The 24,969-nt window shown below is 70.0% G+C and carries 18 protein-coding genes and 2 tRNA genes; 3 read left to right on the top strand and 17 right to left on the bottom strand.

All coding sequences use genetic code 11. The features are described from left to right. Window positions 1–136 precede the first annotated feature (136 nt). From VKA86_06380 to VKA86_06335, 10 genes are all read right to left on the bottom strand, one after another. Entirely contained in the window at window positions 137–790 is a 654-nt protein-coding gene (locus VKA86_06380; GenBank protein HKK70824.1) for a protein-L-isoaspartate(D-aspartate) O-methyltransferase, read from the bottom strand. Continuing rightward, window positions 784–1,545 carry a 5'/3'-nucleotidase SurE gene (gene surE, locus VKA86_06375; GenBank protein ID HKK70823.1) on the bottom strand — a complete coding sequence of 254 codons (762 nt, stop codon included), beginning with the start codon at window positions 1,543–1,545 and terminating at the stop codon, window positions 784–786. The genes VKA86_06380 and surE overlap by 7 nt, the downstream gene beginning before the upstream one ends. A gap of 25 nt (window positions 1,546–1,570) precedes the next feature. Further along, window positions 1,571–2,275 (bottom strand): glycosyltransferase family 2 protein, encoded by a 705-nt coding sequence (locus tag VKA86_06370; protein ID HKK70822.1) that lies wholly within the window; start codon window positions 2,273–2,275, stop codon window positions 1,571–1,573. A 129-nt stretch (window positions 2,276–2,404) separates the two neighbouring features. Further along, window positions 2,405–2,481 (bottom strand) — tRNA-Pro (locus tag VKA86_06365). A gap of 112 nt (window positions 2,482–2,593) precedes the next feature. Next, complete coding sequence (locus VKA86_06360; GenBank protein HKK70821.1) at window positions 2,594–2,971, bottom strand: MerR family transcriptional regulator; 378 nt, start codon at window positions 2,969–2,971, stop codon at window positions 2,594–2,596. A 75-nt stretch (window positions 2,972–3,046) separates the two neighbouring features. Then, window positions 3,047–4,081, bottom strand: a complete 1,035-nt coding sequence (locus tag VKA86_06355; protein ID HKK70820.1) for an NAD(P)H-dependent glycerol-3-phosphate dehydrogenase — start codon at window positions 4,079–4,081, stop codon at window positions 3,047–3,049. Beyond that, window positions 4,078–4,707: a glycerol-3-phosphate 1-O-acyltransferase PlsY gene (plsY, locus tag VKA86_06350; protein ID HKK70819.1), complete on the bottom strand. Its 630-nt coding sequence runs from the start codon at window positions 4,705–4,707 to the stop codon at window positions 4,078–4,080. Before plsY ends, VKA86_06355 begins: the two co-directional genes overlap by 4 nt. Next, window positions 4,704–6,020 carry a ribosome biogenesis GTPase Der gene (gene der / locus VKA86_06345; protein ID HKK70818.1) on the bottom strand — a complete coding sequence of 439 codons (1,317 nt, stop codon included), beginning with the start codon at window positions 6,018–6,020 and terminating at the stop codon, window positions 4,704–4,706. Before der ends, plsY begins: the two co-directional genes overlap by 4 nt. Next, a complete protein-coding gene (locus VKA86_06340) occupies window positions 6,017–7,324 on the bottom strand; it encodes a DUF512 domain-containing protein (GenBank protein ID HKK70817.1) in 1,308 nt (435 codons plus the stop codon). The genes der and VKA86_06340 overlap by 4 nt, the downstream gene beginning before the upstream one ends. Then, the gene (locus tag VKA86_06335; GenBank protein ID HKK70816.1) at window positions 7,321–8,562 is read right to left on the bottom strand and encodes an AI-2E family transporter; all 1,242 of its coding nucleotides are present in this window, start codon (window positions 8,560–8,562) and stop codon (window positions 7,321–7,323) included. Before VKA86_06335 ends, VKA86_06340 begins: the two co-directional genes overlap by 4 nt. A 716-nt stretch (window positions 8,563–9,278) precedes the next feature. Between VKA86_06335 and VKA86_06330 the strand changes: the two genes are divergently transcribed. Next, window positions 9,279–11,213, top strand: coding sequence for a clostripain-related cysteine peptidase (locus tag VKA86_06330; protein ID HKK70815.1), 1,935 nt, complete (start codon window positions 9,279–9,281; stop codon window positions 11,211–11,213). 72 nt (window positions 11,214–11,285) lie between these two features. On the opposite strand, the gene VKA86_06325 is transcribed toward VKA86_06330, so the two are convergent. Together VKA86_06325 and VKA86_06320 are read right to left on the bottom strand one after the other, a co-directional pair. After that, complete coding sequence (locus VKA86_06325; GenBank protein ID HKK70814.1) at window positions 11,286–12,671, bottom strand: sigma-54 dependent transcriptional regulator; 1,386 nt, start codon at window positions 12,669–12,671, stop codon at window positions 11,286–11,288. After that, entirely contained in the window at window positions 12,668–15,154 is a 2,487-nt protein-coding gene (locus VKA86_06320) for an ATP-binding protein (GenBank protein HKK70813.1), read from the bottom strand. The genes VKA86_06325 and VKA86_06320 overlap by 4 nt, the downstream gene beginning before the upstream one ends. 436 nt (window positions 15,155–15,590) lie before the next feature. Here VKA86_06320 and VKA86_06315 point away from each other — a divergent pair, with 436 nt between their 5' ends. Next, on the top strand, window positions 15,591–15,842 hold the full coding sequence (locus VKA86_06315; protein ID HKK70812.1) for a hypothetical protein: 252 nt from the start codon (window positions 15,591–15,593) through the stop codon (window positions 15,840–15,842). Window positions 15,843–15,900: 58 nt separating this feature from the next. Here the strand turns inward: VKA86_06315 and VKA86_06310 are convergent, their stop codons facing one another. The 5 genes from VKA86_06310 to VKA86_06290 form a co-directional block, all read right to left on the bottom strand. Continuing rightward, window positions 15,901–18,342, bottom strand: a complete 2,442-nt coding sequence (locus VKA86_06310; GenBank protein HKK70811.1) for a FlgD immunoglobulin-like domain containing protein — start codon at window positions 18,340–18,342, stop codon at window positions 15,901–15,903. Between the two features lie 330 nt (window positions 18,343–18,672). Then, window positions 18,673–18,748, bottom strand: a tRNA-Gly gene (locus VKA86_06305). Between the two features lie 99 nt (window positions 18,749–18,847). After that, complete coding sequence (gene miaA / locus VKA86_06300; protein ID HKK70810.1) at window positions 18,848–19,789, bottom strand: tRNA (adenosine(37)-N6)-dimethylallyltransferase MiaA; 942 nt, start codon at window positions 19,787–19,789, stop codon at window positions 18,848–18,850. Further along, complete coding sequence (mutL, locus tag VKA86_06295; GenBank protein HKK70809.1) at window positions 19,786–21,627, bottom strand: DNA mismatch repair endonuclease MutL; 1,842 nt, start codon at window positions 21,625–21,627, stop codon at window positions 19,786–19,788. Before mutL ends, miaA begins: the two co-directional genes overlap by 4 nt. A gap of 122 nt (window positions 21,628–21,749) precedes the next feature. Then, on the bottom strand, window positions 21,750–24,011 hold the full coding sequence (locus VKA86_06290; GenBank protein HKK70808.1) for a GAF domain-containing protein: 2,262 nt from the start codon (window positions 24,009–24,011) through the stop codon (window positions 21,750–21,752). A gap of 257 nt (window positions 24,012–24,268) precedes the next feature. On the opposite strand from VKA86_06290, the gene VKA86_06285 reads away from it, so the two are divergent. After that, a partial coding sequence (locus VKA86_06285; GenBank protein ID HKK70807.1) for a transposase occupies window positions 24,269–24,969 on the top strand: 701 nt, incomplete at its 3' end.

Below are 24,969 nucleotides of genomic sequence, written 5' to 3'. Positions count from 1 at the left end.
AGGCGCGCTAACCGGGCTGCGCTACGCCCCGACCCGAGACCGCTCCCGGCGTCACCGCCGGTACGGACACAATCGCCACCGGCGCACCGGTGGCAACCGGACGAATCTACCAAAGGCGGGTGCCCCCCGCAACGCCTCAGCGGTCGAGCCGGAAGCCCTGCTCGCCGATCAGGGGCACGAAACGGCAGGCGGTGCCCGTCGCGGTGCGCAAGCCGTCGGGCCGACGATCGATGATGGACAGCCGTTGCATGGCCGCGTCGCCGGTCGGGCAGACCAGCCGCCCTCCCTCCGCCAGGTGCTCGAGCAACGACGGCGGGACCGAGGGCGCGGCGGCGGTCACCAGGATCCGGTCGAAACGGAAGTCCAGGAAGTGCGGGGCCGAGCCGTCGCCCACCACCTGCTCGACGGACGTCAGGCCGAGCCGCCGCAGCACACGGGACGCCGTCACCGCCAGCGACACGTAGCGCTCCACGGTGACCACGGCCACGCCCAGCCACGCCAGCACGGCGGCCTGGTAGCCGCTGCCGGTGCCGATCTCGAGGACGCGCTCGCCGCCGGTCAGCTGCAGGCTCTCGGTCATCGAGCCCACCATGTAGGGCTGGCTGATGGTCTGGCCGTCGCCGATCTCCAGGGCGGTGGGATCGTAGGCGCGGTGCCACAGGTCCTCGGGGACGAATTCCTCGCGCGGGACGCGTTCCATGGCCTCGAGCACGCGCGGGTCGCGCACGCCCTGTTCCACCAGCTGGTGCTGCACCATGGCCCGGCGCTGTTCGGCGAAGTCCCCTACCACGTCCGGTCGATCCCTCCCAGCTGGTCGAGCTTGGCGTGATCGGTCAGGTCGACCAGCAGAGGCGTGACGGTGATCCAGCCCTCGGCGCTGAGCACGAGGTCGGTGTTCGGCTCCTCGCTGATCGCCTGGTGGTGGCCGGCGATCCAGTAGTAGGCCCGCCCGCGCGGGTCCTCCTTGCGCACGACGACGTCGGTGTACTTGCGGCTACCCAGTCGGCAGGCGCGGATGCCCTTGACCTCGTGGGGTTCGCCGCCGGGGATGTTCACGTTCAGGAGCGTGTCGGGCACCAGGCCCTCTTCGATCCAGGCGGGGAGGATCTCACCGGCGAAGTGCGCGGCAGCGCCGAAGCGCAGCGGGATCTCACGGCTGGCGAGACTCAGGGCCACGGCAGGCACGTCGAGCATGCGTCCCTCGAAGGCCGCGGCCACGGTGCCGCTGTAGTGGACGTCCTCGCCCATGTTCGGGCCGTGGTTGATCCCGCTGATCACGACGTCGGGAGGATCGTCGGCCACGATCGAGTTCATGGCCACCAGGACGCTGTCGGTCGGTGTTCCCGACACGGCGAAGACGCCGTCGCCGCGTTCCTCGATCCGCAACGGCTGGGTCAGGGTGAGGGCGTGGCTGGTGGCGCTGCGCTCGGACGTGGGTGCCACCACGGTGACCCGCCAGTCGGGCCGCGCGGTACGGAGGGCGTCGCGCAGACGCTTGAGGCCTTCGGCGTCGACGCCGTCGTCGTTGCTCAGCAGCAGGTGCACGGATGGATCTCCCGGGAATCGGGGTTCAGGACACGCGGGTCGTGCGCTCGCCCGGATGGCGCCGCCACCGGCCGGCCCGCGACACCAGGCGTGCGAAGCGAATGGTGTCGGCCACCGGATGGATCGAACTGATCTCGTCGCCGTACACGGTGGTGACCGGAACCGACACCACACGGAATCCCAGCGCGGCCGCCTTGATCAGGATCTCGCTCTCGAGATCGTATCGTTCGGACTCGAGATGCACCGCCTTCAACACGGCCGCGTCGAAGAGTCGATACCCGTTCTGACTGTCGGGGATGGGTGTCCCGGCCAGTCCGCTGATCACACGGCTGGTGAACTCGTTCGTGCGCTTGCGCAACCAGGGCATCGACTCCGTGGCCGTCATGCGGTTTCCGACGACGACCTCGGCCCCTTCGCGCCAGGCGGCGACGAGGAGGTGGGCCTCCGACGCGAGGTGCTGGCCGTCGGCGTCCATGGTGATCACGGCCCGTGTCCCGCGCGCGAGCGCTGCGTCGAACCCCGTGCGCAGGGCCGCGCCCTTGCCGCGGTTCTGGGCGTGGATCTCGACCTGCAGACCGAGCTCGGTGGCGACGTGGGCGGTTCCCTCGGTGGAACCGTCGTCCACGAGCAGGATCTCGGCCTCGGGCAGGTGCTCCCGGATCTTCGGGATCAGTTCGCCCAGATGGCGGGCGACGTTGTACCCGGGGAGCAGGACGGTCAGCTCACTCAACGTCCGCTCACCCCTGGGTTCTGGTCACGACGAAGGGGACTCCGGCCGGGAGTCCCCTCGTCGTGGGGGCCGTTGGGCCCGGACCGGTGGCCGCCCGTGGAGGTTCGGTGACGACCGTTGAGATTCGGATGGTCGGGGCGACTGGATTTGAACCAGCGACCGCTTGCCCCCCATGCAAGTGCGCTACCGGACTGCGCTACGCCCCGACCAGATCCTTGGTCGGCACCGAGGGAACGATGCCGACGCGACGCGGGGACAGTTTAGCCGATCGGCGGTCCCGTGCAACGCCCGAGACGCCAAGGCTCGCACGGGTCGGCTTCAGAGTCCACGGACGAAGTCCAGGAGATCGGCCACCTCCCGCTTGAGCTGGGCCACCTGGGCCTTCCGACGAACCTCGGGCGGCTCGGCCAGGAGATCGAGCTGCTCGATCTTCTCGGGCTCTTCCTTGAGCAACCGACGGGCACCGTCGATCTTGAAGCCGTCCTCGTAGAGCAACTTCTTGATCATCAGGACCTGATGGATGTCGCGCGGCCGGTAACTGCGGTTGCCGGCCCGATTCTTCTTCGGCCTCAGGGTGGGGAACTCCTGCTCCCAGTAGCGGAGCACGTGCGCCTTCACGCCGGTGTACTCCGACACCTCCCGGATGCTGTAGTACAGCTTCTCGGGCAGGTTCGGCAGGGCTTGACCGTGTTCCATCACAGCGACCCTCTCCTCGGTTCGGGGAATCCTTCCCCGGTCGTCTGTCGTGGCGGACGGGGGTCCGCCGGGGTGTCACGCCTCGCCGTCGTCCTCGGGCGGGGCGTCCTCCCACTCTCCCTTCAGGCTCCGTTGCATGAGATCGTCGAGCGCTTCGCGCGGGGCCTTGCCCTCGAAGAGGACCGCCGCGACCTCGTGGGCGATCGGGACGGCGACTCCCCGCGCGTCGGCGAGCTCGACGACGGTCTTCGTAGTGGCCACACCTTCCACCACTTGGCCGATCGAGTTCAAGGATTCTTCCATGGTTTCGCCCCGGGCGATCCGCTCGCCGAGCGCGCGGTTGCGGCTGTGACGGCTCAAACAGGTGGTGACCACGTCGCCCACACCGGACAGCCCGAAGAAGGTGTCGCGTCGGCCGCCGAGCGCCACGCCCAACCGCGCGAGCTCGGCCACCCCGCGGGTGAGCAGGGCACCCTTGCCGTTGTCGCCCAACCCCAGGCCGTCGCCCAGGCCGGCCGCGATGGCCAGGACGTTCTTCACCGCGGCGGCGATCTCCACGCCGATCAGGTCGTCGTTCGTGTACACGCGCAGGCCGGGGCCGCTCAGGCGGCGCTGCAGATCGGCCCTCTCGGGGCAGGGACGCCCGGCGAGCACGATGGCCGTGGGCTGGCCGCGCACCACCTCCTCGGCGTGGCTCGGGCCGAGCAGGGCGAAGACGTGGCGCGTGGTCGCGTGGGCGTGCTCGAGAACCACCTGGCTCAGGCGGCGACCGGTTCCGCGCTCGAGGCCCTTGGCGAGCAGGACCCAATCGACGTCGGATCCGGTGAGTGCCACCACCCGGTCGACGATGTCGGCGGTGGCCGCGGCCGGGACACCCAGCACGATGGTCGTGGCGTCGCGGACGGTCTCTTCCAGGTCGCTCGAGGCGTCGATCCCCGACGGCAGTGCCGCGTCCTTCAGATACCGCGGGTTCTGTCCCCCGACGATCGCCGCGGCCACTTCGGGGTCGCGGGCCCACAGACGCACCTGACCGTCGTGGCGAGCCAGGCTGGCGGCGACCGCCGTTCCCCACGAGCCGGCGCCGAGGACGGCGATCGGCCCGGTGTTCACCACAGGGTCGACTCCTTGCCTTCGCGTAGACGCTCGAGGTTGCCCCGGTGGCGCAGGATGACCCACACGGCGATCAGGGTGCCGAAGATCATCGTGGCCCAACGGGCCTCGCCGCCGCGCTGCAACAGCTCGAAGACCAGGAGGTTCACCGGCAGCACCGCTGCCGCCGCCACGCTCGCCACGCTCATGATGCGCGTGGCGACCAGGAGTACGGCCCACACGAAGATCGCCGACAGCGTGGCAACCGGTGTCAACGCGATGAAAGCCCCGGCGGCCGTGGCCACGCCCTTGCCGCCCTTGAATCCCACGAAGGGACTGAAGCCATGGCCGAGGATGGCGGTCACCGCGCACACGAGCGCGGTGAGATCGGGCATGGTCGACCAGGACGGCAGCAGGTACAGACCGACCGCCACGGCGGCAGAGCCCTTGGCGATGTCGATGGCGAGCACCGGGACCGCCGCCTTCCAGCCCAGCGTACGGTAGACGTTGGTCGCGCCGAGGTTGCCGCTGCCATGGTCGCGCAGGTCGATGCCGCGCAGCAGGCGACCGGCGACGTAGCTCGCGGGAATGCTTCCGAGCACGTAGCCGATCAATGCCCCCACCAGCAACGCCGTCCATGGGTTCATGAGCGTTTCCTCAGGTCGAGTCGGATCCTGGATCCCTCGAAGCCCAGCTCCGCCCGCAACTGGTTGTTGAGGTACCGGATGTAGTGGCGCGGGAAGATCTCGGGTCGGTTGACGAAGAGCCGGAACACCGGTGGTGCCGTGCCCGTCTGCGTGGCGTAGTAGACCTTACCGGTGCCACCCTGGTACGGACGCGGCGGATTCTTCTGCAAGGCCTTCTGCAGTATGTCGTTGAGCCGGCTCGTTTCAACGCTTTTCTGACGCTCCTGGCCGATCCCCCAGCACAGATCGAGGATGCGCGGAACGCGCTGCCCCTCGAGGGCCGAGATGCTCACGATCGGCGCGTAGCTCAAGAACGGGAGCTCACGGCGGACGTCCTCCTCGTGCCGCAGGAAGGTACGGTCGTCCTTGTCGGGGACGGCATCCCACTTGTTCAGCGCGATCAGCGCTCCACGGCCGCTCTCGTGGATCTCGCCGGCCACACGTGCGTCCTGGGCCACCACGCCCTCGGTCGCGTCGAGGAGCAACACCACCACGTCGCTGCGGGCCAGGCTGCTGAGCGAGCGCAGCACCGAGTAGTACTCCACGCCCTTGTCGTGCTTGTGGCGCCGGCGGATCCCGGCGGTGTCGATCAGACGGATCCGGCGCTTCTGCCAACGCAGGAGCGTGTCGACCGCATCGCGCGTGGTGCCCGCGATCTCGCTCACGAGCGCGCGTTCGCTCCCGACCAGCGCGTTCAGCAGCGAACTCTTGCCCACGTTCGGCCGGCCGATCAGGGCCACGCTGAGGTCGTCCGGCTCGGTTTCGGGTCGGCGGTCGGGCAGGACGGCGACCAGGGCGTCGAGCACGTCGGCCGAGCCCTCACCGTGCAGCGCCGTCACCGGCCATGGGTGTCCCAGTCCCAGGCGATGGAAGGTCTCGGTCTCAGCGAGATCGCCCTTGGCCTCGACCTTGTTCACGACCAGGAAGACCGGCTTGTCGACGCCGCGCAGCTCGCGGGCGACGGCTTCGTCCTCGGTGGTGATCCCGGTGCGCACGTCGACCACGAAGATCACGGCGTCGGCGCCCTGCATGGCTTGTCGCGCGATCGCCGAGACGGGTTCGTCGAACACCCCCTTGTCGCCGAAGGGAACGATGCCGCCGGTGTCGACCAGCATGAACCAGCGCCCGTTCCAGTCGGCGGGATGCACGTGTTGGTCGCGCGTCACACCCGCCTCGGGAGCGACCACCGCCTGACGCTTGCCGATGATCCGGTTGAAGAACGTGGACTTGCCCACGTTCGGCCGCCCGACGACGGCCACCACGGGCAGGCTCATGCCGCCCGCTCCGCGACCGCGGCGATGAGCGTCTCGACCAGGCCGTCCTCTGCCACCCGGATCGGGAACCGTGAGCGCTCGGTCAGTTCGTCGAGCGGCATGTCGTCGAGGAACACGCCGTCGTGGTTGATCGGCGAGTCGGGCAGCATGACCACGCCGGCGTCGTCCGGCAACTGCTCGATCGCGTGCAGGAAGTCCCGGCCGCTGAGCAGGCCGGCCACGGTGATGCCCTTGCCGTAGAGGCGGTTCTCGACTCCCACGACCCGCAGGTCGAGCCAGGGGATGCGGTCGAGCAGCGGCCGCAGGTCGCGCTCCATGAACGTGGCCGCGAGCGTGCCGGTGAGAACGGTGGCCGTCGTGCGCGGTGCGTCGAGCTCGCGCAGTTCGTCCAGGGCGTCCTCCACGTCGGTGATCATGTCGCGGCACATGCCGATGCCCGTGTCCTGCTGCGGCATCTCCTCGTAGTAGGACAGGTCGGGGAAGTCCTCCTCGACCATCAGGAAGAACTCGTCGCTCGGGTACGCCAGGCGGGTTCCGTGTTCGGCCTCGAAGCGGTCGGCGAAGCGGTGGATCCGGTCGATCGCGTCGCGGGCGTCGTCCACGGTCACCGGCTCGAGCTTCGTCAGACCCTCGCGGTGGTCGGTCAGGCCCACCGGAACCGTGCTGATCGACTTGAGCATGGGGTGCAGGGTCGACAGGTCGGCGAGCGTGCGGTCGAGCACCGCGCCGTCGTTCCAGCCCGGGCACAGCACGATCTGCGCGTGCACCTCGATCCCGTTCGCGGTCAGGTGCTGCAGCACGGCCATGACGTCCATCTGCCGCTTGATGCCCAGCATCTTCGTACGGACCTCGACGTCGGTGGCGTGCACGCTCACGTACAGCGGACTGAGCTTCTGTTCGATCACGCGCTCGATCCCCCGCCGGCCGAGCGAGGTCAGGGTGATGTAGTTGCCGTAGAGGAAGCTGAACCGGTAGTCCTCGTCCTTCACGTAGATGTTCTGGCGCATGCCCGGCGGGTTCTGGTCGATGAAGCAGAACACGCACTGCGCCGCGCAGGTCTTGAACTCCATGGGCGCGAAGGCCTGCGCGAAGGTGTTCAGATCGGAGGTGTCGATCGGGTACTGCGCGTGGCGTTCGTCGTTGTCGACGATCGTGAGCTGCGTCTCGCCTTCCTCTTCGCTCAGATAGTAGAAGTCCAGGATGTCGCGCAGGCGCGTGCTTCCGATCGCCACCAGGCGGTCGCCCTCGCGCCATTCGTAGCCCGGCACGATGCCGGTCGCGGGTGCTCGTTCGAGTTGGATCACGATTCGGACTCCGAGGTCGCTCCGTCGCGTGGCAGGGGCAACAGTTCCATCAGCTGCGGCGCCCAGACCTTCAGGGACTCCTTGATGACCGCCGCCGCCGGGACCGCCACCAGCAGCCCCACCAGCCCCAGGAACTGGCCGGCGATCAGGAGCGACAACATCACCACGACCGGGTGAAGTGACAAGGAATGACCCATGATCCGCGGCGACACCACGTTCTCGACCGTCGAGGCCACCAGGTACAGCCCGCCGACTTTCACCAGCGAGGTCCACGAGGGATCGCTCAGCAGCCCCACCGAGACCGCCAGGACCGCCGTCACCGCCGCCCCGATGTACGGAACCAGGTTCAGCACCACCGCGCTGATCCCCACCAGCAGGGCGTAGTCCATGCCCAGGACCGTGAGCCCCACCGCGAAGATCACCCCGCTCACCAATCCCACCAGGAGCTGCCCGCGGAAGTAGCCGCTGATCGCCCGGTCGACCTGCTGCAGGAAGCCGTCGACCCCGTCGCGCGAGGCCGGCGGGATCGCCTCGAGCAGCCCCTCGCGGATCCGGTCGATGTCGCGGAGCATGTACGTGGCCACCACCGGCGTGATCACCAGGAAGCTGACGAAGGCGATCACGCCCTGCACGCCCTTCCACACCCCGGCACCGGCCCCCAGCAGGTTGCGACCGATCCCTTCGATCCGCGGCAGGATCCAGTCGGCGATCGAGGCCGGCTGCACGTCGTAGCCCAGACGCGCCGCCTGCGCCTGCGCCCACACCCCCAGCCGCTCCAGCGGTCCCTGCAGCTCCGGCAGGCGTGAGATCAGCTGCCCGCCCTCAGCGACCAGCGCCGGGATCAGGACCACGGCGAGCAGGACGATCAACGCGAGCACCGGCACCGACAGCACCCCGATCGCCGCCGACCGGCTCAGACGCGTTTCCATGCGGTCGACGACCGGATCGAGCAGGTAGGCGATCAGCAGCCCGAGCGCGAAGGGCACCGTGACCGACTGCGCCGCGCCGGCGAACCACAGCAGGAAGAGGATGAGCGCCGGCAGGTACATCGTGACCACCCACCCCGCGCGCCGCTGCCGCACGCACACCAGCGTGAGCAGGACGAACCACAGCAGCGGCGTGTGTCCGGCCAGCCCCCCCGCGGCCGCGGCGACGGCCATGGCGGCGAGCAACGCGAGGGCGAGGATCGCCGGGATCCAGCGGTCGGGTCCGGTCGGCGGTGCGGGGGAAGCGGTCACGGGTGGGCTCCGGGGAGATGGTGGGCCTTGCGGGGTCGTGGACCTGATGACTTCGGCGGAGTCTAGGGTTCGGTTCGGGGGCGGACAAGCGTGGAGAAGAATCGTTGCGGGGGGCGGTTGTCGCGCCGGGAACGAGCGCGGGTTCTGGGGAATGAACGCGGGTTGCAGGGAACGAGCGCGGCATCCAGGGAATGAACGCGGTGCGCTGGCGCGGCGCGTCGTGATCACGGGGTGACACCTGGGGATGTTCCGCCGCGGAACTGGGCTCCGGTCCGGAACCCGAAGACCCCGTCTCCCTCTCCTTCCGCCTCACCGCCGGCACCTGCGATTCCTTCGAGCAGGCCAAGGCGATCCTCGATCGCACACCACCGGCGGGCGGCCGAACGCACGTTCGGGCCATCCGCGCGGCAACGAATCACCGCCATCCCAGCGACGAACCCATGCAGTCCACGCAGGCGCCTGCCGCACCCCATCGTGCACTTGCCTCACTTGACCCCCGCTCCCGCCGCCACCTACGCTTCCCGCACCATTCCTGGAAGACGGAGATTCCGGCCCATGCCACGTGCGGCCGGACCGGGACCGGCGTGAATCCCAGCTCGGACCCCATCGCTTCGCACCGTCGTCCACGCCCCGCCCCAGCCCGTCGTCGCGCGTGACGACCCACCCGGCGCGCCGGCACGGACGCCGTGAGCCCCGGATCGCCAGGGGACACCACCATGCGACGTGTGCGCACCGAGCATCGCCGGCGGGCGATGCGCGCGGCCGGGTTCTTCGCGTCCTCGTGTCTGGCTCTCGTCCTGGTCGCGGCCGTCGCCTTCGTGACGAGCTGTGGCGGCGACGACGACGGCGGCACCGGTCCGACGGAAGAGACGCCCACGAACTGGACGGTGCTGGCCTACATGGCCGGCAACAACAACCTCGACTACAGCGAGAACATCAACTCGTTCGTGGTCGAGGACCTGCAGGAGATGGAGCTGATCGGCTCGAGCGACGAAGTGGAGATCGTCGCCGTGATCTCGTCGCTGAAGAACGGTGGCGACGCGAACGTCTACCACGTCGGACACCACCCCGACGAGGTGGGCGACCAGATCAGCTCCGAACGTCTGGCCTCGTGGGGCCAGAAGGACATGTCGGACCCGCAGACCCTGACCGACTTCCTCGAGCTCGGCCTGCGGGACTATCCGGCCGACCGCACCCTTCTGATCATCGACAATCACGGCGGAGGTTGGGCCGGTGCCTGCACCGACGACCCCGCCGGAGGCGAACCGATGACCATCCGCGAAATGGCGGACGCGATCGAAGCGGTCGACGTGGGCAAGTCCTTCGACGGAAGCTTCGACGTCCTGCTGTTCCACGCCTGCCTCATGGCCTCGAGCGAGGCGGCCTACGGTCTGCGTGACGTGGCCGACTACATGGTCGCCTGCCAGTTCTCCATGCCCATGGAGAGCATCCTCAACTCCGACGCCTGGCTGGCCCATCTGCGCGACAACCCGGACATCGCGCCGGCGCAGCTCGGCGTGCGCATCGCCCAGGACGTGAAGGCCCGCGCCAACGCCCAGGACAAGGTGTGCCACATGTCGGTCCTCGACCTGTCCCGGGCCACCTCCCTGACCTCACGGGTCGGCGACCTGGGCGACGCGCTGCCGATCGATCCCCAGGATCCTCTGTGGGCCGAGGTCCTCCACGCCTGGCAGAACACCCACGTGACGAACTACGACGATCCTGCCTGCGTGGACCTGCGCGAGCTCGTCACCAACATCCTGAACGAACCCAACCTGTCGCAGAGCGGTTCGTACGTGGAAACCGTCGCGCACCAGGTGCTCGACACCATCAACGAGATGGTCGTCTTCACCACCACCAATGCCGTCGGGATCACGCGCGGCGGCATGAACATCTACATGCCCTACCAGCAGCAGCAGTGGCAGCCCGCGTACTCGCAGATCGACTTCGCCGACAACAACTGGGACAGCTTCGTGCGGTCGTTCATCGAGGGGATCCAGGAGCTGGTCAGTGGGACGCTCGAGGTGAACTCCACGCCCGCCGGCGCGGCGATCGCCATCGACGGCGAGGACACCGGCGAGGTCACGCCCGCCACCTTCCAGGGGCCCGAGGGCGGCTATCAGGTGCGGCTGACCCTGGCCGGCTTCCAGGCCTGGCAGCAGACGGTGCCGGTGCGGGCCGGACAGACGACGACCATCGATGCCCAGCTCGTGCCCGAGGGCGGCGCCGGCTTCACCGTGCAGGGCACGGCGGCCTGGAACGACGGCCGCGGCCTGACCGACTGTCAGGTCCTGTTGTTCGACACGAACCAGGGGCAGCCCTTCCTGGCCTTCGCGATCGACGTGGACGAGGCCACTGGGCAGTACCAGCGACAGATCGACACCGACGGGGCGTACTGGATCGAGATCTGGGACGACGTCAACCGGAACGGAGCCTTCGAGGTGGGCGACGGCTGGAACGCCGTGGACGCCAACGGCGACCAGCAGTACCCCACGCCCGAGGACCGCGTGCAGATGACGGCCGGGCACACCTACACCTTCGACTTCACGGTGTTCGAGGTGACCGGTCGCAAGGACCTGCGGATCCACCGGAACTTCCGGCCGTTGGCGATGGCGGTGGTCGGCGAGGCAGGTGCGTCGGCGCGGAGGTGAGACGGAAGTGGAGTGCGTGGACTCGCCGCCCCTCCTAGGTTCACTGCCTTCGCGGCGAAAGCGCGGTCGGGATCACGCGTCCCCTTCCTCTCCCCGCAGCCCCAGCTCCTTCATCTGACGATTCAACGAACTCCGTTGGATCCCCAGGATCTCGGCCGCCCGGGTCTGGTTCCCTCCCGTCGCGGCGAGCGCACGCCGCAGGTGCCGCGCCCGGAACTCGCGCTCGGCGTCGCGCAGGGGAAGGATGCCGTCGGGGTCGAAGCCGGGATCGCCGGCCGGGTCGTCGCCGCGCAGGATCTCGTCGGGCAGGATCTCGGGGGTGAGTTCGTCGCCCGGCGCCATCACCACCATCCGCTCGACGGCGTTCTTGAGCTGACGCACGTTGCCGGGCCAGTCGTAGGCGCGGAGGATCGCGAGGGTTTCGTCGGCGAAGCGCAGTCCGGGGCGTTTGGTCTCCGAGGCGAAGCGCGCCAGGAAGGAGTTCGCGAGGGCCTCGACGTCGTCGGGCCGTTCGCGCAGCGACGGCACGCGCAGGCTGATCACGTTGAGCCGGTACAGGAGGTCCTCTCGGAACTCCCCGTCGCGTACCGCCGCCTCGAGGTCCCGGTTGGTCGCCGCGACGATGCGCGTGTCCACGCGAAGCGTCTTGGTCCCGCCCACGCGCTCGAACTCGCCGGACTCGAGGAAGTGCAGCAGCTTGGTCTGCAGGCGCGGGGAGATGTCGCCGATCTCGTCGAGGAAGGCGGTGCCGCGGTCGGCGACCTCGAAGCGTCCTTCCTTGCGCGCCACGGCACCGGTGAACGCGCCCTTCTCGTGGCCGAAGAGCGTGCTCTCGATCAGGTCGTCGCTCAGGGCCACGCAGTTGACGTAGACGAAGGGGCCGTCGGTGCGCTCGCTCTGGTTGTGGACGTGCTCGGCGATGACGCCCTTGCCGGTGCCGCTCTCGCCGCGCAGCAGGACGGTCGCGTTGCTACGCGCCGCGCGGCCGGCCTGATCGACGAGCGCGCGCATCGATTCCGACGCACCGACGACGAAGGGCGCGTTCAGGGCGTGCTGCTCCTGCAGGGCACCGTGCGCGCGGTGCAGTCGTTGCGCGTCGAGGACGCGCTGCAGCGTGTTGCGCACGAGGTCGAACTCGGCGGGCTTGAGCAGGAAGTCCGCCGCTCCCCCGCGGATCGCCTCGACGGCGGCCTCCACGCTGCCGTGCGCGGTGAGCACGACGACCTCGGTGGTGTCGCCGCGCTCGCGCATCGTGCGCAGGACCTCGAACCCGCTGGCGCCGGGCAGCTTCAGGTCGAGCAGGACGATGTCGTAGGAACGGCGCGACAGGACGTCGAGGGCCTGCTCGCCGGTCTCGGCGTCCTCGACCTCGCAGCCCCAGTAGCGCATGCGGTCGTTCATGAGCCGCCGCAGCATCGGATCGTCGTCCACCACCAGGACACGGGCTTCCAGGGTCACGCGGTTTCCTCCTCGGTCGTCGAAGACGCCTCGGGCAGGCGGATCCGGAAGACGGCCCCGCCGCCGTCACGGTTGCCGGCCTCGGCCGTTCCGTCCATGCGTTCCACCCAGCTGCGGACGACGAACAGGCCGAGCCCGAAGCCGTGCTGGTTACTGTAGGGGCTGGGTGTTCCCTGCCGGTAGGGATCGAAGATCCCCTCGATGTCGTCGGGTTCCAGACCGGGTCCGCGGTCGCCGATCTCGAGTTCGACATGGTCCTCGTTCGGAGCCAGGCGGACGTCGATCGTCGAGTCGGGCGGCGAGTAACGGATCGCGTTCTCGAGGAGGTTGTCCACCACCTCCACGAGCTTCTCCGGATGGCCCAACACCGTGGGCTCGCTGCCATCGGCGACGGCGATCTCGACCTGCTTCGCGGCAGCGGTCACGCGCAGCTTGGCGACCGATTCGTCGACGACGTCGCGCAGCGTCAGCGGCACCAGCTCGATGTCGGGCTCGCCCGATTCGAGACGCGTGACCTCGAGCAGATTGTTCACCAGACGCACGAGCTGGCGCGCCGATCCCTCGATGCCGTCCAGGTACTCGGTCTGCGGTCGTGTCAGCGGACCGACGACACCGTCGAGCAGATTGCGCGCGCTCCAGCTGATCGACGTGAGCGGACTGCGCAGGTCGTGGGCGAACTGCGCGAAGAAGTCGGTGCGGAAGCGGCTCATCTCCTCGGTGCGCCGCCGGGCCACGATCTCGTCGACGATCTCCTGCTGCAGGTTCACCCGTTCGAGGTGGATGGCGACTTCGCGGCAGGCGTCGCGGAGCAGGTCGAGTTCCTCGGCCAGGTAGCGCCGGTCGCTCTGGGTCTCGCCGAGGGCGACGTAGCCGAGTTCCTCGCCCTGGGTCTCGACGCGGTGCGCGAGAACGTAGCCGGCGTCCGACCACACGGCGGGGAACGCGTCGGTCTCGACGGCGACGCGTGCGGTCGAGCCCACGCGCGCGATCACCGGCCGGGTGTCGGCTCCCACCGGCGGCGGGGCGCCGATCGGCACGGGTTCGCCTTCGTGGAAGGTGCGCGCGTCGTGCCGCAGCATCACGACGAAACGCCGTGGCCCGAGTTCGCGTGCGAGGAAGATCGCCATGCGCGACGCGATCCTCTGCTGGTCGGTGCAGGTGCGCAGTTCGCCGCGGAAGCGTTCGAGGGCCTTCGACGCCTCGAGCCGGATCTGGAAGAACACCCGGTCGATCCCGCGCCCGATGGCTCGGCGCGTGGGATTGAACAGCAACGCCGAAACCAGCGTGGCCACGATGGGAACGAAGGGCGCCGTCTGTGGCCAGCGCTCGACCACGCGGTTGCCCGCGAAGATCCCCAGCAGCGAATACACGCCGACCATCAGGCTGGCGAGCACGAGGTACAGAAGACTGCGCCGGATGATGATGTCGACGTCGAGGAACCGATGACGGATCACCGCGAAGCTGAACGCGACGGGGATCACCACAGAGAACAGACGAGCCGCGGCGGCCGGCAGCACGTGTGGAAGGTCGAGGGTCTCGGGCAGCGTGTGCAGGAACACGTACGGAAACGCGCCCATCGCGATGCCCACGAGCACCCACTTCACCTGCTCGCGCTCACGTTCGTTGCGCGTCGACCGCGAGCCTCGTACCAGCGCGAGGCAGCCGCCCCCGAACACGGCGGCGAGGAACACGCCCGCGGCCTTCTGCGTCGGCTCCACCGCCGCCCACGGTACCGACACGTCGGGATGGAACCACAGGAACCACGCGACCGTCTGCGCCACCGCGATCAGGGCACCGACCCCGACCACCGACGGGAAGAACCACGGCGCCCGATCGAAGAGACGCGCGCGACGCGGAAAGGTCAGTCCGACGTGCAGCAGAAGGATCGGTAGGGCTACCAGCGAAACGATCCGGAGGATCGGCAGCACGGCCTCGGCACGAGCGACCGACGGAGGCATGTGGATGCCCCCGATCATCACGGCGAGCCCGTAGAGAAGACACGCCCAGAAGAGGTCGCGCCCCGGCACCACGTGCACGCGCGACGCGAAGACGATCAGGCTCACGCCCAGGAAGAACAGACCGTTCACCCGCGTGATCCAGATGTGCCACGGAGAGTAGAGCCGTTCGGTGGAATCGATGCGCACCGTGCGGCCCTCGGCGTCGACCAGTTCCACGGAGCTGCCGACCGGGCGGCTCGCGACGCGCGCCTCGAGCGCGTCCGGTGCTTCGATCGTGCGGTCCGTCCACCGTACCGGATAGGACAGGGCATCGACGGCCACGTCGTCCGGCAGGGCCGCCACGCGCGTCTGGGCCTGTCCCCCCATCCAGCACAGGAACGCGACCACCACGACGACGGCGCGGTGCAGCCACGCCGACCGACCCGACGACGGTCGGACTCGCACGGGAATCGAAGGAGACGGTACGGAGACCATGACCAGATCCTGGGAACGCTCGACGCGGCTCCACGAGGATCCTCTCCTCATGGGGTCCTTGTCCACTGACGATCACGGGCCTGTGACCATGCGGTCACGACACCCCCGGTTCCGTCCGCCCGATCACGAGTCGACCCGTCGACCCAATCGCATGCCGGGATACGACTTGCGCCGAAGTCGACGCCTCGGTGCGGCGCGGTACGAAGATTGGAATGGCAGGAACGACGCCATCTCCCCCGGGACCGGATCCATCGCGGACGAGGGTCGTCCCGCAACGGTCCCGGGCCAAGGGTCGTCTCCAGGAGGTTTCTCGTCATGATGCGTTCGTTCACCGCGCTCGTGGTCCTCGTGTTCCTGTCGACGTCGTCGCTGGCCACCGCGCAGCTGCGCCGTCAGGTCGACGTGTCCCCGACCGATCGCGAGGCTCCGGTCGAGTTCGACCGGGACGACCTGTCCGGCCCCCGCTTCGGTGTGACCTACGTGATCGGTGGCGGCGAGATCGCCGATCGCCTCGCCGACGAGGACATGGAGCGAGGGATCGGGCTGGGAGTTCGGCATCGGCCCGAACGTGATCGCCATCGCGGGCGACGGCGATCCGGAACTGCAGACCTCGCTGGTCACGGCGGCGGGGTACACGTTCCGGTACAGCGGTGTGAACCTTCCGGTCAACGTGGCGCTCGCACACAATCCGGAGGGAACGCGCCTGTCGTTGGTGTTCGGGTATGCGATCCGGCGGTGAGCCCGCCGAAGGGGGGCGTCGGCGCCGTCGCCGGAAACACGTCGCCGGCGCCGACGCTCTACTTCACGAGCACCAACGCCTCGCGAACCCGCCGTCCCTCGAAGGTCAGCGCCGCGTGGTACACCCCCGATGCCACTGCCCGGCCGCGCTCGTCGCGGCCGTTCCACGTGGCGACGTGGCGACCCGCGGAGAGCGCTCCGTGCCGCAGTGTCCGCACCCGCCGCCCGGCCGCGTCGACGATCACCAGCTGCACGGTCCCGGCCCGCTCGAGGCCGAAGGCGATGTTCGTGTGCGCGTTGAACGGATTCGGTGCCGGCTTCGCCAGATGGAACGAGAGCGCGGTCGCCGGCTCGTCGTCGAGGGGCGCGTCGATCCCCACCGCCGACAGCGGCGACTCCCAGCGCGCGAGGCCGGCGGCGCAGAGATCGCCCACGCGGACGAAGTCGCCGGCCACGACGAAGCGATCGGGCTCGACGGCGACGGCCGTCACGCGGGCGCCCGGTCCCGTCGGTCCGTCGGGGAAGGCCCCGAACTCGTGGCCGCGCAGGACGGCCACGTGACGTGTGGGCACGTCACCGATCGCGGTGAACCGACCACCGACCACGACGAAGCCCTCGCTCGACGCCAGCGCCTCGACCGTGCCGTCGATGGCCGGCAGCGCCGTCCACGTACCGTTCTCGAAGGCCGCGAGTCCGTGCGCGGTGATCGCGTTGACGCTGTCGAAGGCCCCACCGACCACCAGACGTGATCCGTCCGACGTCAGGGCCTTCACCGGTGCGTTGAAGGTGCCGACCAGCGTCGCGCTGATCGGACCGGCGAGGTCGCCGTCGATGCGGAAGACCTGGTTGTCGGTCGCGTACCACGGCTGCCCGTCGTGCACGGCGAGCGCGTCGACGGTGCCGTCGAAGGGATCGATGCCCTCGAGCTCCTGGCCGCCGAAGCTGACCACCATCGTCCACGGCGCGGCGAAGTACGAGTGTTGGCTTCCGGTTCCCTGATCGATGGAGACGGCGAGGAGGTAGGAGTCCTGCCAGGGCACGGCGCGCACGGTCGCACCGTAGCCTCCGACCTGGCTGTACTGGATCACGTCGCGGATCTCGGTGACCGCGCCGGTGGCATCGAGATCGTACTCGCGCAGCATGACGGCGGCGGTCGGGACATCGGAGATGACCTGCATGGTTCCGGTTGCGTACACGCCGGTGGGCGTACGGCCCACGCTTCCGATGGAGAACGTGGTGCGGCGTTCGGCTCCGCGGTCGGTCTCGTGCAGCAGACCGAGTCCCTCGGGTGCCGCCCACACGCGTCCTTCGGCCACGGCGAGCGCGGTGACCGGTGTTCCCACTCCCCGACCGTCGATCAGCGGCCGCCAGGCGGAGCCGTCGAAGCGCAGGGCCGGCAGCGCGCCGTGGGCCTCGAGGTCGGCGAGGTCGGCGCTCGCGATCAGCGCCACCAGCTCGCCGTCGTGGACCACCAGATCGCCGCGCGCGGCGCCGTAGAGATCGGGCGTGCGGACACCCTCGGGCTCGACCCATTCGCCGTCCTCGAGCACGCTCAGGACGTAGGTCGGGCGGTCGATGTAGCTCACCGGGCCGCCCTGGGGCACGATCGTGTACGTCCGTCCCGCGTAGCTGGCGAAGGCCCAGGGTGCGGTGGACACCGTCTCGTTGCCGAGTGGCGGGTACGGGTAGCTGATCTCCAGGTCGCCGCCGAGGGCGACGAAGCGGCCGTCGTCGCGGCGCAGCGCCGCGCCCGGGATCTCCTGACCGTCGATCGTGTCGAAGTAGCCACCGTAGGCGATGCCTCCGTCCACGCGATCGATCGCCGTGACGGTGGGCGTGCCCGTCCACGTGGTCAGCGCTTCCCAGGCGTCGCCCGTCCAGCGCGCGAGGCCGCCGTACAGTTCGCCGTCGATCGCGGCGATCGCGCGGCGCGATCCCCCCGGTGGAACCGGCATCGCGACCCAGCCGTCGTCGGTCCAGCGCGCGAGGCCCGGCAGGCTCGTGCCCTGGTTGTCGCCCGTGAAGTCACCACCTGCGTACAACGTGCCGTCGACCACGGCCAGATGCCGCACGGCCCCGCCCACCAGCCAGATGCGTCCGCGGCTCGTCTCGAAAGCCCGCCAGCGCTGCCCGTCCCAACGTGCGATGTTGTCGGTCGCCGAGTAGCCGAGTTCGAAGCTCCCGCCGGCGACCAGGTCCCCCTCGAACTCGGCGAGCGCGAACACGCCCCGCGGGCGGTACGAGGGACCGACCGGCCGGACGTCGGCGTTGATCGTCGTCGGCACCGTAGAGAACGCGCCGTCCTCGACGAAGGCCACCCCGCTCGAGATCGCGCAGCCGGCGAGCTCGAAATCGCCCCCCACGACGAGTCGCCCCTGATACGGGATCGCGCAGTACGCCTGACCCCCGCGGAAGCGGGGTGCTTCGTAGCCGGGTTGCCAGGCGGCGTGGGCGCCGGTGGAGACGAGGACGAGGAACAGGGCGACGAGTGCGCGGGTCACGGGGTCCTCCGTGGTCGGGGTGGGGAGAGCGTACCACGGTTTCGGCGGGGCGGGTTCGGTGACGGTGAGGGCGTCGGATGGTTTGACTGCTGCTGGCTTTCGACGGGCAGGCGTGCGACTTCCGCTGCGGAAGCGTGGGCTTCCGGGGCGGAACGTCCCCAGGTGTCATGCTCTGTGGCCACTTCCGCGGCGGAAGTCTGCGTTCCGGCGCGGAACATCCCCAACCGTCACCGAAACGGACAACACCGCGCGCCACACACGAATCCACGCGCGACCGCCGATGCATCCGCACCGCGCCAAAGAAAGCAGACATGTTGAAGGATGGGATTCTGGAGCGGGCGACGGGACTCGAACCCGCGACCCTCAGCTTGGGAAGCTGATACTCTACCAACTGAGTTACGCCCGCTCCCGGGCCGGCAGCGAGCGCTGCCGCGACGCGAGCACGGTACGTCCGGGCCCCCGGCCTGTCAAGACGACGCCCCGTGGGCTCCTCGGCCGCACCGCCCTACCCGTCCCCACCGTCGAAACGCACCACACGCCCGACCAGCGCCTCGACCACCCGCGCGGCGTCACCGCGCTCCACCACCGCTTCCTTGCGGAACCAGGTCTCCTGCGACCGGGCGTAGCGCCGGGTGCCGACGTCGATCCGCTCGGCGGCCGTCGCGCGGTCGCACTCGCCGCGGACCAGGGCCAGCACGTCGCGGTAGCCGAGGATCTGCAGGCCCGGCGCCTCGGGCGGGACACCGGCGTCGAGCAGGGCGCGCACCTCGTCCGCCCAGCCGGCGTCGAGCCACTGCGCCGTGCGGGTCTCGATCCGCCGGTGCAGTTCGGCGCGGTCGATCTGCAGGTGCGCCAGTTCGAACGACGCACCCAGCACGGGACGGGGCTCGAAGTCGGCCTCGAGGTCGCTCGGCGCACGGCCGGTCAGAAGAGCGATCTCGAGCGCGCGGCCGCGACGGTAGCGATCGTTCGCGTGCAGCCGATCGGCGGTGACCGGGTCGAGCGACCGCAGGCGGGCGTCGAGTTCCTCGTCGGACAGGGCACCCACCTCGCGGCGCGCCGCGTCGCGCTCGGAGTCGGTGGCCTCGATCGTGTGGAAGCCCTCGCGCAGGGCGCGCAGGTAGAAGCCCGAGCCGCCCACGAGCAGCGGCACGTGACCGCGATCGACGATCCCCACCACCGCCTGCTCCACCCACTGGCGGTACTGCATGGCGTCGGGGGTGTCGGTCGGGTCGATGACGTCGATCAGGTGATGGGTGACCTCGGCGCGCTCGGCCGCCGTGGGCTTGCCCGTACCCACGTCGAGGCCGCGGTAGAGCTGGCGCGAATCGAGGACGATGATCTCGACCTCGATGCCGCGCGCGCGCAGGCGGCGGGCGATCTCGATCGACGCGCCGGTCTTGCCGGTGGCGGTGGCTCCGATCAGGCCGAACAGGGTGGGATTCATCGGCGGCCGAAGCGCCGCTCCAGCTCGGGCAGTCCGATGCGGATGAGCGTGGGCCGGCCGTGCGGACAGCTGTAGGGCTGGTCGGTGGCGAAGAGGCGATCCATGAGGCTCTGCATCTCGGGCATGGTGAGCTTCTCGCCCGCGCGGATCGCGCCGTGGCAGCTCATGCTGGCCAGGATCGCCTCGCGCGGGTCGTTGCCCGAACTGCCGGCGTCGCCCAGGTCGGCGAGCACGTCGCGCAGCAGGGCGCCGTCGTTCCAGTTGCGCAGGCCCGAGGGGATGCCGCGCACCAGCACGGTCTGGCCGCCGAAGGGTTCGGTGAGGAAGCCCACCCGCTCGAGGTCGCCGTGGTGCACCTCGTAGGTCGACAGCTCGTCGGGCGACAGGTCGAGCGTGGTGGGGAACAGCAGGTGCTGGATCGCCGGGGTCTGGCCCTCGAGCGCGCGCCGCGACTGGTCGTACAGGATCCGTTCGTGGCTGTTGTGCTGGTCGACGATCACCAGCGCACCGCGGATCTGCGTGAGGATGAAGGTGTTGTGCAGCTGCCAGTAGAGTTCGGTCCCCGACGCCACGGTGGCGATGGCCGCGGCCATGCCCGGATCGACGGGCGCGCCGCTGGGCTGGAAGCTCCCGGGCTTCTCGCCCACCTGCTCGGACTCGAACAACGACGGACTCGGGTGCTGGCGGCTCCACTGCGGTCCGCGCGCGTAGCCCTCGGTGGGCGCGTTCACGGCCGACTCCACCAGTTCCTCCAGACGCGCGCGCTGGCGCTCCTCGGGGGAAAGCACCGGCTCCGTCGGCGTTTCGCCGCTCGTGGCGGCGGTCGTCTCCTCGGGCGGCTCCTGGTTGAGGTCGAGCGCACCGCGCACGGCGTGGCGCACCAGTTCGTGGGCCGCGCCCTCGTCACGCAGGCGCACCTCGGCCTTGGTCGGGTGCACGTTCACGTCCACGCGCGCCGGCGGCAGGTCGAGGAACAGGACGATCAACGGGAAGCGACCACCCGGGATCACGTCGCGGTAGGCGGCGCTGATCGCATGCGCCAGGCCCTTGTCCCACACCGGCCGGCGGTTGACGAACACGTACTGCCCGGTGCGGTTGCCGCGGGTGTAGGTGGGCAGGCTGGTCAGGCCCTCCACGCGCAGGCCGGCGGCCTCGCCCTCGAAGCGGCGCAGGCGTTCGGCCACCGACGATCCGAACACGCCGTGCACGCGGGTCTCGAGATCGAGCGCGGCGGGCAGATCCAGCACCACCGCCCCATCGGCCTCGAGACGGATCGCCGTGCTCGGGTGCGACAGCGCGATCGCGGTGACCACCTGCGTCACCGCGCGGCGCTCGGCGCCTTCGGACTTCAGGAATTCCTTGCGCACGGGCACGTTGTGGAAGAGCTCGCGCGCGACGACGGTCGTGCCCACGTGCCGGGACACCGGCTCGCGTCGATCGATCCGGCCGTCGACGACGTCGATGCGCCCACCCACGTCCTCGGACCTGGCGCGCGAGCGCAGGCTGAAGCGGCTGACCGAAGCGATCGAGGCCAGGGCCTCGCCGCGGAAGCCGAAGCTGAGCACGCTCGCGAGGTCGCCGCTGCCACCGATCTTGCTCGTGGCGTGGCGCTCGATCGCCAGCGGCAGCTCGCGGGCGGGGATGCCGTGGCCGTCGTCGTCGACGACGATCTCCTCGAGCCCACCGCGCCGGATCGACACCCGCACGCGCGTGGCCCCGGCGTCGAGCGCATTCTCGACGAGCTCCTTCACCGCCGAGGCCGGACGCTCCAGCACCTCGCCGGCGGCGATGCGTTCGACACAACCCGGATCGAGCAGTCGGATGGAACGACGGTCCACCTCGGACTCCACTTCCAGTGAAGGGGCCAAGTGGTTGCGAATGTGGGGCTTGGCGGTTCCGTGCGGCCTGGGGCGTGCCGGGCGGGGGCCGAGCGGCACCTTACGGGCGGCCGTGCGGCGTGTCAATCGCCGTCGACGGCGTCGGGCACGCAGCGTTCGAGCAGGCTCTCCACGTCGTGGACGTCGCGCGGGTAGGCGGCCGAGCGCACCTCGACGCGATCGCCGTCGGGGCCGATCTGGCGGTCGAGGAAGGTCTCGATCAACTCCCCCACGCGCCGCACCAGCCGGCGCTGACCGCGCATCTCCTCGGGCGCGAGGATCGCCAGGCGCTGGTCGGGCAGCCACAGGAGGGCATCGGTCGAGCGGCTGGACTGCTCGACGTGGTGGCGGAGCTGCGTCTCGTGCGCGGCGTACACGTCGGGCTGCACGCCCACCCGGAACACGCTCAGCGAGAAGCCCAGGTGGTAGCGCTGCGCGCGGTTCAGCTCGCGCTCGACCGCCTCCACCAGCACGCGCAGGCCCAGGTCCGACTCCTCGACGTCGGCCTCCGGCGTGGGTTCGGCCGGGGCCGGGGCCGGCGTCGGAGTCGGTGCCTCCGCGGGGACCGGTTCGCCGACGGCGTCGAGCAACAACAGCGCGTGCTCGACGTCCTCGTCGCGGAAGCCCCACTCGGCGAGCAGGTCCTCGGGACGGCGGTTGATCGCGGCCAGGGCCGGTCCGTCGCCCTCGCCAACCAGCAGCAGCGAGCGCAGGTCGCTGCCCACCGGATCGAGCTCGCGCAGCCGGCACAGGCCGGTGCGCCGCAGCCGCCCGCGCAGTTCGTCCCACGCGGCGTCGAGCGCCGAGCTGGCCAGGGAGTTCTGCCGCAGTTCGGTGTCGGGCGCATCGGATCCGCGCCGCCAGATCGCCACCGCCTCGGCGCCGGTCAGTTCCATCATGAGCATGGCCGCGCGGCCGAGCCGTTCCTCGTCGCCCACGGCCGCGAGCTGGCTGAGGCCGGTGGCCAGTCGGCGCAGACGGTCGTGGCGCGCGTGGGTCTCGTGGCGCGACAGCAGCGTACCCAGGCGCGGGGTGAGCACGTCGCGCACGCGGTCGAGATTGCGCTGGAAGTGGCTCAGGGTCGACAGACCCGAGAACCGCAGCACCAGCACCGCGAAGGTCTCGCGCGGACCCAGCGGTACGTACAGCGTCATCTCGCGGCGGATGCGGGACTCGCCGGCCAGACGGTTGCGCTCCTCGAGCACCACCGGATTCCGGTCGAGCACCACCTGGCCCAGGATCCCCTGGCTGGCGTCGAGGTCCCGGCTGCTCACCGGATCGCCCTCGGGCGAGCGTCCCGGATGGATCTGGTAGGCCGGGCCGTCCTCGCCCAGCACCACCAGGCTGGCCTCACGGGCTCCGCTGAGATCCTGGACCAGGTCGCGAGCCAACGCCAGGGCCTGGTGCACCGGGGCGTGGAGTTCGAGCAGGTTGTCGAGTTCCCGCTCGAGGTCCTCGACCAGGGCACGGTCGAGCAGGGTCTGGATCTGCAGCAGCCGCCGCAGGACGGGGCTGATGCGCTCGGCCATGCGCAGCAGGCGGTCGAGGTCGGCGCGCGACAGGTGCTTCGAGCCGTGGTCGGTGGACACGTTCACCACGCCGAGCAGGTCGCCGGCGTCCTCCAGCGGCGCGCAGATCGCGCTCTGGATGTCGGGGCGGTCGCGCTGCTCGGGACCGAGATCGCCGCCCTGCAGCAGTTCGGCGCGGCGGGTCTGTGCGACGCGTCCGGCGATCCCCTCGCCCAGACACTGCCGCGCCGAGCGCACCGTGTGGTCGCTCAGGCCGTCGGCATAGGCGATGAAGAGCTGCTGGGTGAAGGGATCGAAGAGCTGGATCGAACCCTTGTCGGCCTGCACCGCCTGCACGGCGATGCTCAGCATGGAGCGCAGCAGCGACTCGCGGTCGAGGGCGCGTTCCAGCCAGCCGAGGGAGTCCTCGAGCTGGCCCGCGTCGCGGCGTGCCGGCACGGGGACCTCGGGCAGCGGCGGGTGCTCCACGCGCCGCTCGACGGTCCAGCGGCTCAGGGCCTCGTCCTGCGTGACGAAGGTGCAGCCGCGGGCCCGCAGGTGCTCGATGGCATCCTCGAGGCGATGACGTTCGCGCGGCAGCACCACCACCGGAGCCTGGGCGATCTGTTCGAGGAACTCGTCGTCGCCGCCGTGGCGCAGCCCCAGGATCTCGGCCAGCTCGTGGCCCACGCCCTCGCGAACGGGGTCGTACAGGCCGACGATGTGCACGCGCGGGTTCCGGTGCAGCTCGGCCAGGGTCACGACCTCGTGCTCGGTCGCGCCCAGCAGCGCCACCAGATCCAGTCCCCGCGGGGTGTCCCCAGAAGCCGTGGCCACGGTCTCGCTTCCCGCTCGCGCGCCCCCACGGCCCGGACGATCCGGACCACAGGACGGTCGATCCTGCCGTCGCGCCCGGCACGACGGTCCTCCATCCGAGCCTCAGGGGCCCGAACGATCCGAAGTCGCAGATCTAGCACCGATCGCGCCAAGCGCGGGAATCGTCAGCCCGAGCGCCCGTTGCAGGCGTCTACGGCAGGTTGCTTCCACAGCAGAAGACCCACCGCTTCCACCGCGGAAGCCGGACGCTTGCGCACGTGAGCCGACGCTCTCACACTCCGGCCTGCGCTTCCCATCGAGTCGGCACCGTCGCCTCCTTGCAGACCCTCGGCGGCTACGCCGCCAACTTCCACCCCCACGTCCATGCCCTGATCACCGAGGGCGTGTTCCACCCCCCGCGCAGTGCGACCCCGTCCTTCGAGTGGGTCGCCGGCTGGGACGTGACGGCCATCGCCGAGCTGTTCCGGCGCCGGGTCCTCGCCCGCCTGCGCCAGGCCCGACGCCTGAGAGAACACACCGAGCAGATGCTGCTGTCCTGGGAACACTCCGGCTTCAGCGTGTGGGCCGGCGAGCCCATCCGACCCGGCGACACCGAGCGGCAGGAGCACGTCGCCCGGTACGTCACCCGCGCCCCCGTGCGCCTCGACGCCATCGAGCGCAAGGACCAGGGCAAGGTCCTCGTCCAGACCCCCTACGACCCGCGCACCGGGCAACGCACGCTCGAGCTCGACGACCTCGAACTCATCCGCCGGCTGTGCGCGCAGATCCCCGCTCCGCGGCAGCACCTCGTTCGCTACTTCGGGTGGTATTCGTCACGTGCGCGCGGCGATCGCGGCCGGAGGAAGAGCGGAGAGAGCGGTAACGGTGCGCCTCGCTCCGAGGTCGATGTCCGCGCCGACACCGAACACCGGGACGACTCCCCCGCCGCGCGGTCGCGGCGTCGGAGTTGGGCGCGTCT

It is taken from the genome of Candidatus Krumholzibacteriia bacterium, assembly GCA_035268685.1.
Classification (GTDB): domain Bacteria; phylum Krumholzibacteriota; class Krumholzibacteriia; order JAJRXK01; family JAJRXK01; genus JAJRXK01.
The sequence above is the reverse complement of the archived record's forward strand: the minus strand, read 5'-3'. Positions and strand labels throughout refer to the sequence as shown.

Excerpts from the sequence above, each read along its gene's own strand:
- VKA86_06360 (HKK70821.1), bottom strand. The coding sequence starts at position 2,971 with ATGGAACACGGTCAAGCCCTGCCGAACCTGCCCGAGAAGCTGTACTAC.
- plsY (HKK70819.1), bottom strand. The coding sequence starts at position 4,707 with ATGAACCCATGGACGGCGTTGCTGGTGGGGGCATTGATCGGCTACGTG.
- der (HKK70818.1), bottom strand. The coding sequence starts at position 6,020 with ATGAGCCTGCCCGTGGTGGCCGTCGTCGGGCGGCCGAACGTGGGCAAG.
- VKA86_06330 (HKK70815.1), top strand. The coding sequence starts at position 9,279 with ATGCGACGTGTGCGCACCGAGCATCGCCGGCGGGCGATGCGCGCGGCC.
- VKA86_06320 (HKK70813.1), bottom strand. The coding sequence starts at position 15,154 with ATGAGGAGAGGATCCTCGTGGAGCCGCGTCGAGCGTTCCCAGGATCTG.
- miaA (HKK70810.1), bottom strand. The coding sequence starts at position 19,789 with ATGAATCCCACCCTGTTCGGCCTGATCGGAGCCACCGCCACCGGCAAG.